Origin of the sequence: Veillonella parvula (genome assembly GCF_036456085.1) — a bacterium.
Classification (GTDB): Bacteria; Bacillota; Negativicutes; order Veillonellales; family Veillonellaceae; genus Veillonella; species Veillonella parvula_E.
The window spans coordinates 1,730,454-1,748,334 of the sequence record NZ_CP138632.1 but is presented as its reverse complement, the minus strand read 5'-3'; the positions used below and the strand labels follow the sequence as shown (position 1 = coordinate 1,748,334).

At 41.8% G+C, this 17,881-nt stretch carries 3 protein-coding genes and 3 rRNA genes; all 6 read right to left on the bottom strand.

Annotation, left to right across the window (positions count from 1 at the left end):
• Positions 1-31: 31 nt before the first annotated feature.
• The gene (locus PK1910_RS08175; protein ID WP_278467304.1) at positions 32-403 is read right to left on the bottom strand and encodes a CGGC domain-containing protein; all 372 of its coding nucleotides are present in this window, start codon (positions 401-403) and stop codon (positions 32-34) included.
• A 191-nt stretch (positions 404-594) separates the two neighbouring features.
• A 5S ribosomal RNA gene (gene rrf / locus PK1910_RS08170) occupies positions 595-711 on the bottom strand.
• Between the two features lie 81 nt (positions 712-792).
• A 23S ribosomal RNA gene (locus PK1910_RS08165) occupies positions 793-3,727 on the bottom strand.
• A gap of 488 nt (positions 3,728-4,215) precedes the next feature.
• Positions 4,216-5,778 (bottom strand): 16S ribosomal RNA (locus tag PK1910_RS08160).
• The 16S, 23S and 5S rRNA genes sit together here, the layout of an rRNA operon.
• A 543-nt stretch (positions 5,779-6,321) precedes the next feature.
• Positions 6,322-7,071: a hypothetical protein gene (locus PK1910_RS08155; RefSeq protein ID WP_058948381.1), complete on the bottom strand. Its 750-nt coding sequence runs from the start codon at positions 7,069-7,071 to the stop codon at positions 6,322-6,324.
• Positions 7,072-7,161: 90 nt separating this feature from the next.
• Positions 7,162-17,421: an ESPR-type extended signal peptide-containing protein gene (locus PK1910_RS08150; RefSeq protein ID WP_058948380.1), complete on the bottom strand. Its 10,260-nt coding sequence runs from the start codon at positions 17,419-17,421 to the stop codon at positions 7,162-7,164.
• Positions 17,422-17,881 lie beyond the last annotated feature (460 nt).

Here is a 17,881-nt window from a genome sequence, read left to right as displayed (position 1 = left end):
AATCTATTATGGTTAATTCAAACATTGCTAACTATTGATCTGTCGTTACTGGTTTAGCCGAAAGTACTACCGCTTCTTTACCATCTTTAGAAACAGCGCCACCATGTGTATAGCCTACTACATCAAAGCCTGCCTCAGCACACTGCTCTGCGATGCTTTCATAATTTTCATTCTTACCACGCGTACATGTAGAAAGATGTACCGTAGTAACACCTTTTTTCTTAAAAGACTCAATCTTCTTAGCTAGATCCCCACCACTATGTGTGAACCCCACCAACTCAATATCCTCATCAGCATAACGCTCAAAGGAATCCGCTTTATTCATAAATGCTTTCAAACAACCGCCACAAGAACAGCGCTGCATTGTATCCTCATTCACGAGAACCGCAATTTTTTTAGCCATATGACCTCCTATAAATATGATATAAGCCTAAGTATACCATATCCATGAGAAAAATATGTGCTTCAAAGCACGATAATTAATACTAATTATATAAGTAACTCCTTCAACGTCTACTGCTTTGCTCATTAGTTCCCTTAAAAAAATAAAAATCCATACAAAAAAAGACACACCCTCAGGTGTGCCTTTAGCTTAATCAGCGGCTTCCTATCCTCCCAGGCCGTCTCCAGCCAAGTACTTTCGGCGTTTATGAGCTTAACTACTGTGTTCGAGATGGGAACAGGTGGATCCTCATAGCCATCGCCACTGAATCTGTCAGAGTTTGTACTCTGAAAACCACATAGAAGTATATATATTTGTTGCACATTCTGCTTAATGTTTTACGCTGCTTATAAGTAAAGCCCTCGATCGATTAGTACCAGTCAGCTCCAAACCTCACGGCTCTTCCACACCTGGCCTATCTACCATGTCGTCTACATGGGATCTTACTAGCTTACGCTATGAGAAACCTCATCTCAAGGCTGGTTTCACGCTTAGATGCTTTCAGCGTTTATCCGTCCCGAACGTAGCTACCCAACTGTACCCTTGGCAGGATAATTGGTACACCAGCGGTTCGTCCACTCCGGTCCTCTCGTACTAGGAGCAGCCCCCTTCAAGTTTCTTACGCCCGCGATGGATAGGGACCGAACTGTCTCACGACGTTCTGAACCCAGCTCACGTACCACTTTAATCGGCGAACAGCCGAACCCTTGGGACCTACTTCAGCCCCAGGATGTGATGAGCCGACATCGAGGTGCCAAACCTCCCCGTCGATATGGACTCTTGGGAGAGATTAGCCTGTTATCCCCAGGGTAGCTTTTATCCGTTGAGCGATGGCCCTTCCACTCGGCACCACCGGATCACTAAGCCCGACTTTCGTCCCTGCTCGACCTGTCCGTCTCGCAGTCAAGCTCCCTTCTGCCTTTACACTCTTCGAGCGATTTCCGTCCGCTCTGAGGGAACCTTTGGGCGCCTCCGTTACTCTTTTGGAGGCGACCGCCCCAGTCAAACTGCCCGCCTAAGACTGTCCGGCCGGTCGTTACTCGGCCCGTTAGAAATCAATTAATGAAAGGGTGGTATCCCAACAGCGACTCCCCTAAAACTGGCGTCCTAGGTTCTAAGTCTCCCACCTATCCTGTACATTCATTAACTAAGTTCAATCTTAGGTTGCAGTAAAGCTCCATGGGGTCTTTCTGTCCAGTCGCGGGTAACCTGCATCTTCACAGGTACTTCAATTTCACCGGGTCCCTCGTTGAGACAGTGCGCAAGTCGTTACACCTTTCGTGCGGGTCGGAACTTACCCGACAAGGAATTTCGCTACCTTAGGACCGTTATAGTTACGGCCGCCGTTTACTGGGGCTTCAATTCAGAGCTTCGACCAAAGTCTAACCCCTCCTCTTAACCTTCCAGCACCGGGCAGGTGTCAGCACCTATACATCAGCTTTCGCTTTAGCAGGCACCTGTGTTTGTGGTAAACAGTCGCTTGCGCCTCTCTTGTGCCACTCATTCATGCTCCAAGCGCTTCTGCTCTTCACACTACATGAGTCCTCCTTTTCCCGAAGTTACGGAGGCATTTTGCCGAGTTCCTTAACGAGGGTTTTCCCGCGCACCTTAGGATTCTCTCCCCGCCTACCTGTGTCGGTTTTGGTACGGGCGATGTGTCTCTACCTAGAAGCTTTTCTCGACAGTGTAGGATCAATCACTTCGCGACTATTGCTAGTCACTCGTCATCACATCTCAGCTTTTAGAGCTACGGATTTACCTATAGCTCAACCTACCTGCTTAAACACGCTCTTCCAATCGCGTGCTGACCTACCTTACTGTGTCACTCCATCGATCAAACGATTCACACCGGTACAGGAATTTCAACCTGTTGTCCATCGCCTACGCTTTTCCGCCTCGGCTTAGGTCCCGACTTACCCTGAGACGACGATCGTTGCTCAGGAACCCTTAGGCTTTCGGTGGAATGGATTCTCACCATTCTTTTCGCTACTCATACCGACATTCTCACTTCTCATCAGTCCACAACTCCTTACGGTACTGCTTCAGCCCGATGAGAACGCTCCCCTACCCATATACATTGCTGCATATGACACGACTTCGGTTTTACACTTTAGCCCCGGACATTTTCGGCGCAGAGTCTCTCGACCAGTGAGCTATTACGCACTCTTTAAATGGTGGCTGCTTCTAAGCCAACATCCTGGTTGTTTTGGAAATTCCACATCCTTCGCCACTTAGTGTAACATTGGGGACCTTAGTCGGTGTTCTGGGCTGTTTCCCTCTTGACAATGGACCTTATCATTCACTGTCTGACTCCCGAGTATAAGTATAGCCATTCGTAGTTTGACTAGGTTCGGTAACCGGTATGGCCCCTAGCCCGATCAGTGCTCTACCGCCTATACTCTCTACCTCGAGGCTAGCCCTAAAGCTATTTCGGGGAGAACCAGCTATCTCCGTGTTCGATTGGCATTTCACCCCTATCCACAACTCATCCCAAAGCTTTTCAACGCTCACGAGTTCGGTCCTCCACACAATTTTACCTGTGCTTCAACCTGGCCATGGATAGATCACTACGGTTTCGGGTCTACTATTACTAACTGAACGCCCTGTTCAGACTCGCTTTCGCTGCGGCTCCATGTTTTCCACTTAACCTCGCTAGCAACAGTAACTCGTCGGTTCATTCTTCAATAGGCACGCCGTCGTCCTGATATATATACAGACTTCGACTGTTTGTAGACATACGGTTTCAGGTTCTCTTTCACTCCCCGCCAGGGGTTCTTTTCACCTTTCCCTCACGGTACTATGCGCTATCGGTCGATATCAGTATTTTGGCTTGGAGGGTGGTCCCCCCTGCTTCCCACAAGGTTTCACGTGTCTCGTGGTACTCTGGATACAATCCCATGTATGCAAGGTTTCGATTACAGGGCTTTCACCTTCTACGGCTGAGCTTTCCAGCTCGATTCTTCTACCTCATTTACACTTGATGACTGTCCTCAACCCCGGTGCGGTTGCCCGCTCCGGTTTGGCCTCTTTCCCGTTCGCTCGCCGCTACTAAGAAAATCTCGTTTGATTACTGTTCCTCTGGGTAATTAGATGTTTCAGTTCCCCAGGTGCCCTCCTCATAGTCTAAGCTATGGGTGACAGTGCATAACCACTGCCGGGTTCCCCCATTCGGAAATCTACGGGTCACAGGTTGCTTGCACCTCTCCGTAGCTTATCGCAGCTTACCGCGTCCTTCTTCGGCTGATATCGCCAAGGCATCCACCGTACGCCCTTAAAATCTTTACTTATTTTACATCTTCTGACGAAAATCTATTTTTAGATTTTATTGACATGCATTAGATACATTGTCGTTTTTTGTAGCCGTACATTTTCATGTACGTCACCATTAAGTCAGAGAATTATTTCCTATGTGCTCGGGTCAACCTACTTAGAAATTCTAAGAGATGACCTTACAAATATATATTAATTCTTCTATGCAGTTTTCAAAGAACAAACAATTCATATATTTCGCGTCTATCGTCGTTGCATTCGCTTCACTTGTCTTGCGTAATTACCATTACGCGGCGACATCGTTCATCTCATGCGCCTAGATAGCCATCGAAATCTATTAAATTGTAAATGGTATTAAACCATCTGAGAGTCTTTACAGATCTCTCAAAACCAAACAATGATAAGTGTGTAAGTACAGCTAGCGCTTATGCTACGTCTACTTACTCGCCAAAGTGTCGACCTAAGTGACATCCAAGCTCTCGGCTTGGTGTATGTCTCCCTAGAAAGGAGGTGATCCAGCCGCACCTTCCGATACGGCTACCTTGTTACGACTTCACCCCAATCATCGACTTTACCTTAGACGGCTGGCTCCCGAAGGTTACCCCACCGGCTTTGGGCACTTCCGACTTTCGTGGTGTGACGGGCGGTGTGTACAAGGCCCGGGAACGTATTCACCGCAGTATGCTGACCTGCGATTACTAGCGATTCCGACTTCACGTAGGCGAGTTGCAGCCTACGATCCGAACTGAGAGAGTGTTTCTCGGGTTTGCTCCATCTCGCGATCTCGCTTCCGTCTATTAACTCCCATTGTAGTACGTGTGTAGCCCAGGTCATAAGGGGCATGATGATTTGACGTCATCCCCGCCTTCCTCCGCATTGTCTGCGGCAGTCTCTCATGAGTCCCCACCCAAAGTGCTGGCAACATAAGATAGGGGTTGCGCTCGTTGCGGGACTTAACCCAACATCTCACGACACGAGCTGACGACAACCGTGCACCACCTGTTTTCTGGCTTCCGAAGAAGAGGAACCATCTCTGGTTCTGTCCATCAATGTCAAGACCTGGTAAGGTTCTTCGCGTTGCGTCGAATTAAACCACATACTCCACCGCTTGTGCGGGCCCCCGTCAATTCCTTTGAGTTTCAACCTTGCGGTCGTACTCCCCAGGCGGGGTACTTATTGCGTTAACTCCGGCACAGAAGGGGTCGATACCTCCTACACCTAGTACCCATCGTTTACGGCCAGGACTACCGGGGTATCTAATCCCGTTCGCTCCCCTGGCTTTCGCGCCTCAGCGTCAGTTTTCGTCCAGAAAGTCGCCTTCGCCACTGGTGTTCTTCCTAATATCTACGCATTTCACCGCTACACTAGGAATTCCACTTTCCTCTCCGATACTCTAGATTGGCAGTTTCCATCCCATCACGGGGTTAAGCCCCGAACTTTTAAGACAGACTGACCTATCCGCCTGCGCGCGCTTTACGCCCAATAATTCCGGACAACGCTTGCCACCTACGTATTACCGCGGCTGCTGGCACGTAGTTAGCCGTGGCTTTCTATTCCGGTACCGTCAATCCTTCTCACTATTCGCAAGAAGGCCTTTCGTCCCGATTAACAGAGCTTTACAACCCGAAGGCCGTCATCACTCACGCGGCGTTGCTCCGTCAGACTTTCGTCCATTGCGGAAGATTCCCCACTGCTGCCTCCCGTAGGAGTCTGGGCCGTGTCTCAGTCCCAATGTGGCCGTTCATCCTCTCAGACCGGCTACTGATCATCGCCTTGGTGGGCCGTTACCCCTCCAACTAGCTAATCAGACGCAATCCCCTCCTTCAGTGATAGCTTACATGTAGAGGCCACCTTTCATCTATCCTCGATGCCGAGATTAGATCGTATGCGGTATTAGCAGTCGTTTCCAACTGTTGTCCCCCTCTGAAGGGCAGGTTGATTACGCGTTACTCACCCGTTCGCCACTAAGATTGATAGAAGCAAGCTTCCATCGCTCTTCGTTCGACTTGCATGTGTTAAGCACGCCGCCAGCGTTCGTCCTGAGCCAGGATCAAACTCTCCAAGATATCTTGAAGCTATTTGAATAGCTCATTATTTGTTGTCGTTACTTTTAAGTAACTTTGAATTATGGTTGGTTTTGACTATGTCAAAACCCGCACTCTGGCATATGTTCAATCATTTCGATTGATTACCTATCATTGTTCAGTTTTCAAAGATCTGTGCCCCTTCATATGGGGTACTTGAATATAATAACATTTCCATATACTGATGTCAACAAAATTTGGGCAAATTTTACTATAAATTTCAGAAAATTTTTGCCATTATTTTTACACACTTTCACAGCCTAATTTTACAAATTTAAAACTTGAGTTATATCACGTTTCCACACATATCATATAAGGAGAATTTAAAATAAAAAGAAGCCGCAACAAGAATACATATTGCATTCTGTTGCGGCTTCTTGCCTATATAACAGTGTATTTATAGAATCCCTTATTTGCGTCTCAACACTGCATATTAAAAACTTTTATATATAAGGTATTGCATCTGCATACTCTATACAACAAAAGTTATACATATAAAGATTTAATTATATATGTATTAGATAATTAGTTATCTGTTTGAATCGCTTCACGAAGGTTGATTTCGTGCATATCGCCAACAGAAGGTTCTTCTGCAGACATATTTTTTACAGTTTGTTTTGTAGCAAACCAAACTGCTTCGTTCATGTAATAACGCAATTCTTCATTAGATACATGTTCTTGATCTTGAGCCATGATATCAAGCATAGCATCTTCCAATGCTTGTGCTTCTTCATCAGTCAAAGGACCGCCAACGGCCTTTTGTTTTTGAAGCAATTCATTCATGCGATCAACCATGCTGCGCAATACATTGTAACCATAGCTATTTGTGTAACCTTGGTCCTTATCATATTTAGGGAATGTGTAATAGCTATACTCGTTTTTATTACGGTTTTCACCATTCCAGTTCAATGCAGTTTCTTGGCCATGTACATAACCTAAAGAATGTTTACGGAAATAATCAGCATAGTTATGCTTATCTTTAGAATGTAACCATTTAGCTTCTTCTTTAGTTAACGCTTGATGATTATTCTTTTTGCTTTCAGCTAAAGCAATGTGTTTTTCCGCATTTTCCCATGCTTTCACAAATTCATGGATACTTTGCACAGCCTGAGGGCTAGCCACAGGAACCAATACAACAGAACCTGTTGTAGGCGCTTTAGCCGGATTTGGTAAAAGCAATGGATCATCAAATGTAGCAGATGCCGCATTAACATGGAATACGCCACTGCCGAATAATACTGCCGCTGTGAAAGCAAGCAAAGTGGATTTTTTCATTATATATTCCTCTTTTCTATCAACGAATTAAATCGGGTGAGAGGACCCCCAAAAGGGAATCCTCAACCCGTAATGTTCAGCATGAACGTATTATAAACCTAGTCTTGCCATCATTGCAGCAATATTAGCTTTCATTTGTTCATTTTCAGCTTTCAAATCAGCTACTTCACCTTTTAATCCTTGATTTTCAGCTTTCATTGCAGCAAGTTCACGTTGCATTGCATATGTAGAACTGATAGGTCCTTTACGATAACGATCTGCAGTTTCTGCTTCACCGTCTCTGTTGCCTACTTTCCAAGTTACACCAGCATTTGCCATCATATGGCTATTGCTACCCGCCCAAGCTACGCCAGCATGTAACATCATGGATTCATTTTTGTAATGAGCCACGCCTAATGCCAATGCGGAGTCACCACGGTAGTTACCATAACCTGCCATGATTTGAGTAGGTTCGTAAGGATCATAAGCCATAGGTTTCAATGCAGACAACGCGGAGGATAAAGCACCAACTTGACGAACTTCTTTTACAACATTATTCATGCTGTTTGCAACACGATTAAGTTGGGAACCATTAACAGCATCAGTAGAAGTGGAGCTAATTTCACCTGGTGCTACGTTAGTAATCTTATTACCACCGTTATTCAAACCAGAGCTTGTTAAGGATACGCTGCCACCACCATTATTTTTGATTGTGATACCATTACCGTTTGTTACAGTTGTATGACCGGAGTTATCCATAGTTGTAATGGAGTTGATACCAGTAATATCTTTTGCCAAACGAACATTCAAGCTGCCGTTGTTATCGGAAATAACACCGATATTGTTTGCAGAGGAAAGTTTGCTTTCATCAGTAACGCCACCTTTAACGGTTACTTTTTCACCTAAGTTACGATGGAATTCACCTTTGTCACCTGCAAAGTCTAAGCCAGCTTTCTTAAGGCCATCGATACCTTTTTTCAAGTCGCCGATGTTAGCACCATTTGTTAAGCTGCTGCTATTATCAGCAATATTGTTGATATCTTCGCCTTCGCCATAACCACTTGCCATGTTAACAACTTTATTGCCACCATTGTTCAAGCCGTCCTTAGTCAATGTTACTGCACCAGTACCATCTTTAGGGGACCCTTGACCTGCTGGAGGAGTAGTAATTGCAACACCGTTGCTGCTAACAGTAGTAGTTACTTTAGTACTACCCATGCCAGATGTAACAACCACACCATCTGCAGTTGTGCTTGTTCTCTTAGTCTTTTTGTCAGTAGTTACAACACCGTCAACAGTCAACTCAGTGGCCTTAGTTGGATTATCTACAAGTACACCTTTAGCTGTTGTTTGAGTTGTATTATTTTGACTATCAGATACTTTCACATTATCTGCAGTAAGAGTAGTCTTATTACCAAATGTATCAGTGCTTGTAACACCTCTACCGTTTGTTAAAGTGGAGTGTTGTTGATCGTCTGTAGTTGTAGTTACACTACGTAAGTTCAAGTCTTTTTTGATATCTACAGTGTATGTTTTGGACTTATCCGCATTTGTTGTAGATGTTACAGTTGTATTGCCGCTATCGCCAGCTTTCACTGTTGTAGTTGCTGCCGCCATGCTGCTCTTCAACTGTTGAACGTTAACTGCATCTGTATCATTTACACCAGCTGCCACGTTAGTAATCTTTTGATTATTTGCGTTTAAGCCTTCGTTAGAAATGTATGTTTTACCGCCTACGGACACGCCTTTATTATCAAGAACAACTTGTTTGCTTGGATCGGAACCAACAGTTACGGAATCAAGACCTTTAAGATTCTTAGCGAGTTTAACGTTCAAGTTGCCGTTTTCATTAACTACGCCAATGTTACCATTTGAAAGTTTAGAAGCATCAGCTTCGCCACCTTTAAGTTCCAATGTTTGACCAAGGTCTTTATGGATAGCTTCACCGGAGTCGCCTTTGAAGTTCAAGCCTTTCTTAGTCAAGTCTTCAGTATTTTTATCAATTTTGTTGTCTACAACTTTCAATTGATCTTCTGTCGCAGCTTGACCATTAGTAATCTTATTAGGATCCCAAGTTCTGTTAGTCAAATCGTTAACAGTACCAGAACCACCGTTGATAGTTACCTTACCGGAGTTGATTGTACCGTTTGTACCATTGATATTTACAGCATTAGCACCTTCGCCAGCTCTAATGATACCTGTTGTACCATCGAAATGAACTGATGTACTACCGGAGCCCAATGTCACTGTATCTTTCAAGTTTACAGTGTATGTTTTAGCTTTTGTAAGATCGTTGATTTCTTCTTCAACATGAATGTTCTTGCTACCTTTTACCTTAGTATCGGACGCAGCTTTTACTTCATTCAATTGTTTAAGGTTGACAGCATCACTATCTTCTGTACCAGCTTTAACATTTTTGATTTGTGTATTGTTTGCATTGAAACCATTGTTTGTAACAAATGTATTACCACCAATTGTCAAGCCATTGTTGTTGATTGTTGTTTGACCAGTTGTTACACTGTTCAAGCCTGTTAAATCTTTTGCAAGTTTAACATTCAACTTACCGTTTTCGGATACCACACCAATATTGTTGTCAGACAATTTAGCTTTATCAGTAATGCCACCTACAACATCCAATGTTTGACCAAGATCTTTATGGATTACTTCGCCAGAATCAGCTTGGAAGTTCAAGCCTTTCTTAGTCAAGTTTTCAGTGTTCTTATCAATTTTGTTATCTACAACTTTCAATTGATCTTCTGTTGCAGCTTGACCGCTTGTGATATGTGCAGGATCCCAAGTAATGTTAGTCAAGTTGTTTACAGTACCGTTCGCACCGTTAACTAGAACTTTACCTGCATTGATGTTACCTGTTACGCCATCAATTGCTACTTTACCAGCATTAATTGTGCTGTTTACGCCATTGATAGTTACTGCATTAGTGCCGTCGCCAGCTTTTACGATACCTTTTGTACCGTCGATGTTAACTGCTGTGTTACCGGAACCTAATGTTACAGTATCTTTCAATGCAACTGTGTAAGTTTTAGCTTTTGTAGTTGGATTTACAGCTTCATCAACGTCGATGTTTTTGCTACCTTCTACTTTTGTATTAGATGCAGCTTTTACATCGTTCAATTGTTTAACGTTAACAGCATCATTATCTTCTACACCAGCAATTACGTTTTTGATTTGCGTATTGTTAGCGTTGAAACCATTTGCTGTAACGAATTGTTTGTTGTTGATTGTCAAGCCATCGTTGTTGATAGTTGTTTGACCAGTTGTTACGCTGTTCAAGTTTGTTAAGTCTTTTGCAAGTTTAACATTCAACTTACCGTTTTCGGATACAACACCGATATTGCCATCAGACAATTTAGCTTTATCAGAAATGCCACCTACAACATCCAATGTTTGACCAAGGTCTTTATGAATTAATTCGCCAGAGTCAGCTTGGAAGTTCAAGCCTTTCTTAGTCAAGTCAGTGCTGTTGTCAGTGATTTTCTTATCAACAATTTTCAATTGGTCTTCTGTTGCAGCTTGACCACTTGTGATGTTTGCAGGATCCCAAGTTGTGTTAGTCAAGTTGTTTACAGTACCGTTTGCACCGTTAACAAGAACTTTACCTGCATTGATATTGCCTGTCACGCCATTGATAGTTACTGCATTAGTGCCGTCGCCAGCTTTTACGATACCTTTTGTACCGTCAATGTTAACAGCTGTGTTACCGGAACCTAATGTTACAGTGTCTTTCAATGCAACTGTGTAAGTTTTAGCTTTTGTTACAGTATCTACAGTTTCATCAACATTGATGTTTTTGCTACCTTCTACTTTTGTATTAGATGCAGCTTTTACATCGTTCAATTGTTTAACGTTAACAGCATCGTTGTCTTCTACACCAGCAGTTACGTTTTTGATTTGTGTATTGTTAGCATTGAAGCCATTTGCTGTAACGAATTGTTTGTTGTTGATTGTCAAGCCATCATTATTGATAGTTGTTTGACCCGTTGTTACACTGTTCAAGCCTGTTAAATCTTTTGCAAGTTTAACATTCAACTTACCATTTTCAGATACTACACCGATGTTGTTGTCGGACAATTTAGATTTCTCAGTAATGCCACCTACAACATCTAATGTTTGACCAAGATCTTTATGAATTAATTCGCCAGAATCAGCTTGGAAGTTCAAGCCTTTCTTAGTCAAATCAGTGCTGTTGTCAGTGATTTTCTTATCAACAATTTTCAATTGGTCTTCTGTTGCAGCTTGACCACTTGTGAAGTTTTTGCCATCCCAAGTGATGTTTGTCAAGTTGTTTACAGTACCAGCAGCACCGTTAACAGTCACTTTACCGGAGTTGATAGTGCCGTTTGTACCATTGATAGTCACAGCATTAGCACCGTCACCAGCTTTTATAATACCTGTAGTACCATTGATGTTGATTGCATTATTGCCAGAACCCAAGGTTACATTGTCTTTCAATGCTACTTTGTAAGTTTTAGCTTGTGTATTAGGATCTACTGTGGAATCAACATTGATGTTTTCGCTACCTTCAACTGTAGTGTTGGATGCATTTTTAACTTCGTTCAATTGATTCAAGTTAACTGCATCATTGCCGTCAGTACCAGCTTTTACGTTTTTGATTTGTGTATTGTTAGCATCAAAACCGTTAGCTGTAACGAATTTCTTACCACCAATTGTTAAACCTTCGTTATTAATTGTTGTAGCACCAGTTGTTACACTTGTTAAGCCAGTCAACTCTTTAGCGAGTTTAACATTCAATACGCCGTTGTTATTAACTACGCCAATGTTATTTTCTGAAAGTTTAGATGCATCAGCTTGACCGCCAGTAATATTCAATGTTTGACCAAGATCTTTATGAATGCTTGTAGCATCATCACCTTGGAAGTTCAAGCCTTTTTCTACGATTTCAGTTTTTGTAGTATCAATTTTATTGTCTACTACTTTCAATTGATCTTCTGTAGCAGCTTGACCATTAGTAATAGCATTAGGATTCCAAGTTCTGTTAGTCAATTCGTTAACAGTACCTGTAGTACCATTGATAGTTACTTTACCGGAGTTGATAGTACCATTTGTACCGTTGATAGTCACAGCATTGTTGCCTTCGCCGGCTTTCACAATACCTTTTGTGCCGTCGATATTAACAGCAGTATTGCCAGAACCCAATGTTACTGTGTCTTGTAAACCAACTGTATAAGTCTTAGCTTTAGTAAGTGGATCTTCAGAATCAGTTACATTGATGTTTTTGCCAGCTTTTACAACAGTTTTAGCTGCCGCTGCGTTGTTAGATACTTCTTTCAACTGTTTAAGGTTAACTGCATGGTTATCCTCTGTACCAGCTTTCACGTTTGTGATTTGAGTATCGTTAGCATTGAAGCCGTTGCTTGTAACAAATGTGTTACCACCGATTGTCAAACCGTTGTTGTTAATAGTTGTAGCACCAGTTGTTACACTGTCCAAACCTTTAAGGTCTTTCGCAAGTTTAACATTCAATACGCCGTTGTTATTAACTATGCCAATGTTATTTTCTGAAAGTTTAGATGCGTCAGCTTGACCGCCAGAGATTTTCAATGTTTGACCAAGGTCTTTATGAATTGCAGTACCTGCATCGCCTTGGAAATTCAAGCCTTTTTCTACGATTTCAGTTTTTGTAGTATCAATTTTATTGTCTACTACTTTCAATTGATCTTCTGTAGCAGCTTGACCATTAGTAATAGCTTTAGGGTTCCAAGTTCTGTTAGTCAATTCGTTAACAGTACCTGTAGTACCATTAATAGTTACTTTACCAGAGTTGATAGTACCATTTGTGCCGTTGATAGTCACAGCATTATCGCCAACGCCAGCTTTCACGATACCTGTTGTACCGTTGATATTGATAGCTGTGTTACCTGCGCCTAATGTTACTTCATCTTTCAAGCCTACAGTATATGTTTTAGCTTTAGTTACATTGTCGATGCTTTCATCAACTTTAATGTTTTTACCTTCAGCTACCTTTGTATTTGCTGCAGATGCACTGTTGGATACTTCTTTCAATTGTGCCAAGTTTACTGCATCGCTATCAATTGTACCACGAGCAACGTTAGTAATCTTGTTACCACCATTATCCAAGCCAGTTTTAGTAAGGGATACAGATGCATTGTTTGTAGCACCGTTGCTGATAGTTACACCGTTAGAAGTAACTTTTGTATCGCCTACAGTTACGCTGTTCAAACCTTTAAGGTCTTTAGCCAAACGAACTTTCAAGTCGTTAGAGCCATCGGATACAACACCGATATTGTCTTCAGCAGTCAATTTGGATGCTTCTGTAATGCCACCTTTAACGTTTACTTGTTCGCCAAGTTTTTTATTGATTACATTACCAGAGTCAGCACCGAATTTCATGCCTTTATTGATCAATTCCTCTTTAGTCTTGAACAATTGGCTACCATTAATAGCATCTGTAGATGTAGCTGTTACAGCACCATCTTTTACATTTGTAATAGTAGTACCATTAGCACCTTCCAATGTTACCTTAGTTTTATCAACAACACCGTTATTGATGTCATATTTAACAGCACGATCTGTCAATTTATCTACAGAAGTCTTGGATGCAATGTTATTGATTGTAACTTGCTCTTTAACGCCTGCATGGTTTTTATCCTCTACAGTCAAGGATACTTCACCATTGTCGTTTACCTTATAGGAACCGTCAGCGCTGGAGTTTCGTACAAGACGATAGTCAGTTGCACTGCTGCCTTGTTGAGTAATTTGTTCACTTACTTTTTTCAACTGATCTTCAGTCGCAGCACGACCGGATACGATAGATGTGGAATCCCAGCTCTTATTGCTCAAGTTAGTTACATAATTACCAGTTTCGCTTGCATGTTTCGTATTTTGAACAGTTTGAGAGCCCATTACAACGCCACTAGCAGTTACTCTACCTGCTGTACCATCAAGAACTACTTGATTATTACCGCTACCCAATGTCACTTTGTTGTTCAAACGAAGATCATATTTAGCACCTTCAGTGCTTGTAGCAGGAGTAGTTGTCAATTTGAGGTTATCATCGGAAACAGTAACTTTAGAATGTTTACCTGCTTCGATTTTCACATCATGTAATTGACTACCGTTTACAGCATCTGTAGAAGTAGAGGATACTTCACCAGCTTTCAAGTTAGTAATTGTTGTACCGCCTTGACCTTCCAAAGTAACCTTATTTTTATTAACAGTAGTACCATTAAGATCATATTTAACAGCGCGTTCTGTCAATTTATCCAATTCAGTTTTGGATGCGATGTTATTGATTGTTACTGTATTAGCAGGGTTGTTAGGATGAGCTTCATCTTTAACTTTTAAGTCAACCTTGTTGTTTTCTACAGAGTAAGAACCGTCTGCAGAGTTTGCATTGTTGATCAAACGGTAATCTGTTTTAGCCGCATTAGTAGTCTTGATTTCATCAGACACTTTTTTCAACTGATCTTCAGTTGCTGCACGACCAGATGTGATGGTAGGGTTTTGAACATTCCATTCTTTATTGTCCAAACCAGTTACATAGTTTTTATTGTCGCTATGTTTACCTACGCGAACAGAACCTGCAGTTACGCTATTCAAACCTGTTAGGTCTTTTGCCAACTTAACATTAAGGTTGCCGTCTTTAGCTACAACACCGATGTTGTTGTCAGACAAAGCACCTGTAGCGCCACCTGTAATACCTAAAGTATCGCCAAGTTGTTTGTTGATTTTAACATTGTTATCGCCTTGGAAGCTTAAGCCTTTAGCGATTTTGTTAGTGTTATTTGTGATATTAGTAGTATTGATATCTTGTTGCTCTTTAGAAGCAAGGTTCGTCAACTTAACTTGTCTAGGGTTGGAACCATCAGCATCAGCAACAGTCAATGTCATGCTACCATCAGCAGCTACTTTATATTCGCCATTGCTACCTGCTGCAGGGTTTGCAATCAAACGGTAGTCAGTTTTGGAAAGGCCATTAGAGATTTTAGAGATATCAACATCGAATGTTTGATTGTCATTACGTGTCAATGTCAATCTCTTACCGTCATTGGATACTGTACCAGATGTAACATACGTGTTTTTCAAACCTGTTACTTCGGCAGTCAAACCATTTGTACCGGTCATGTTAATCTTGCCATTACCGTTTGCTTCATACGTTGCAGAACCACGTTGCAAGTATTTATCGTATTTTGCAGCAATACGAGAAATATCACCGATATTAGCCGCATTTGTTAATGTATCACCGCCAGATTGTACATTGGTAATTTGATAACCACCAGCATTGATACCGGTTTTGCTCATAGATACGCTACCAGTTGTAACGGAGTTGAAGTTTGCATTATCAACTGTTGAAACCGTAACATTGTCTCCGACGCCTTCTAATTTAATATTTTTACCAGCGTTAAAGTTCACTGTACGGTTTGGAGCTTTTACATCTTTAACCTTTTGGCCATTAACTTGAAGTTCCCAACCAGAATTTGCGGATTTGATAGCTTCATGAATAGTGTTTTTACCTGTATCACCAATATTAGTCATGGTGATAGAGCCGTTTTGGTCAACCTGAGCATTGCCGCCTAAGATATTCTTAGTGCTGTTAGCTACATTACCTACTGCATTAGCAACGCCATATAATTGGCTACCATTAATAGCATCTGTAGATTGTGCATTCACACGACCAGCAGCAACGTTTGTAATTGTACGTTTTGTAGAAGTATTACCTACGCTAACTGTGGAATCAGCAGTACCACCTGCATAGTTGTATTTTAAACCATTAATAGTTTCACTAGCTGTGCTTACAGGGGCAGCTGTTGCAGAATTAGCACCTAATGCAACGCCACGAACATTATTTACTGTTGCTTTGCTACCGAGAGCTAAACCTTCGTTTTCTTGTACACTAGCTTCGCTACCGATTGCTACCGCATCAGTTACTTCTTTTTTCGCTTTAAGTTGAGTGATTAATTGATCGTTATCTTTATAAACTCTGCTATCACGTACACGTTCTAATGTACCAGCTTGAGCGCTTACGCCCAATGCGATAGAACGGGAGCCAGTTGCTTGTGCATCATCACCGATAGCCACAACATTTTTCTTGTCTCCATCTTGAGTACTCAAAGCACTCGCTTCACGACCCATAGCAATAGAGCCGTAACCTTCAGAATGAGCATTGTTACCGATAGCTGTGGAACGTTCACCTAATGCCCATGCCGCATTACCTGCAGCCACAGAAGATCCGCCCAATGCATATGTATCATTACCAAGAGCAACACCAGAACCACCATGAGCACGTGCAGAGTTACCTACAGCAACGGAGTTATTTACTTTATAAGTTGGGTCATTTTGAATGCCGGATTCAGCATTATTACCAATAGCGATGCCATCTTTCGCACGAGTTTGCGCATTGTTACCAAGAGCAACCGCATTATCACGATAATGTGCTGCACCGTTACCGATAGCTACACCTTGTATTCCCTGAGAAAGGGCATTACTGCCGATAGCTATGCCATGAGTAAAGTTTTCACCTTTATAATTTCTACCTGCCGCTACATTAGCACCTGTACCCATAGCTATACTATCATCAGTATTTGATTTAGCACCTTGACCGATAGCAATAGCACGAGCTGCATTAGCTTGAGTATTAGTAGTTCCGTCATATGCTGTGTACGGTGTACCTTTTGCATCTGTTAATGGATCAGGATTTGCAGAACCGATAGCAATGGATTGATCACCTGTTGCTAATGCGGAGTGGCCCATAGCCAAGCTCGCTTTACCTTGTGCGGATGCTGCCGTACCAATAGCTGCCGCATATTGTTCACCTGCATAGGCTTGACGCATCATCGCCAAGGAGTTAAAGCCTTTTGCCTTCGCAGCAGAACCAACAGCAATAGCACCGATTTGTTCAGATTGAGCATAGTGGCCTAAACCGATACCCAACGCACGAGATTGGGAATAGTCACCGATAGAAATACCAGACACGGAGCCATCATTAGCACGAGCATTCGCATTGTTACCGATTTGGATACCAAACACCTTATTATTTGTATATAAATTTCCTAGTCCTGGATTCCCTGGTGTTTTGTAATCATACATCTGAATATAAGGAGAATTTTGGCTAGGATATAAATACGTAAACCCACCATCACTAGGGCCTTCACCAGGAGCCAAAGAAAGGCCTCTGTTAGGCGCTGCATCAACACCCGAAATCAACCCACTACCGCAGGTTAAAACCATAGCCGCCAAGCCAACTTTTACCGAAGCTTTAGCGGAATTACTAACAAAGCTTTTGGAGCCACGAGTATGGCTTTTTGCGATTTCAGATACAACGACATATGCGCCCCGTACCTGACTCCAAATTACCCTATAAATACGATTCATTTAGTAGTACCTACCTTTCACACAGTTTTATAAGGGATTCTAAAACCAACACTAAAACACTAAAAATAATAAAATTTTCATCAAAAATTTAATTACTATACATATAAAATATCAGATTAGTTTATGAATGTAAATATATTTTTTTCACATTTCGCTCATTTATTTTCAGAACTTTAAACTTCTTTTAAAAATTGATTTTCTTACTCATTTAAATATATTTTCAATCATAAAAACCCTTGCTACAATGGGCCAAACAACACTTATAATCTAAAACTAATGATTTTATAGTAAATTAATCATATTCATAATTTTCGATTAAAATTATATGTTCTGTATTATACACTATTATGAAAGGTTTGTGAAGTTAAATACAAAAAAAGAACGAAAGTCTTTTCACAGTAGACTTTCGTTCTTTCATTTTATATACCATATAGGGTTAAAATCATCTAATCTTCATGGG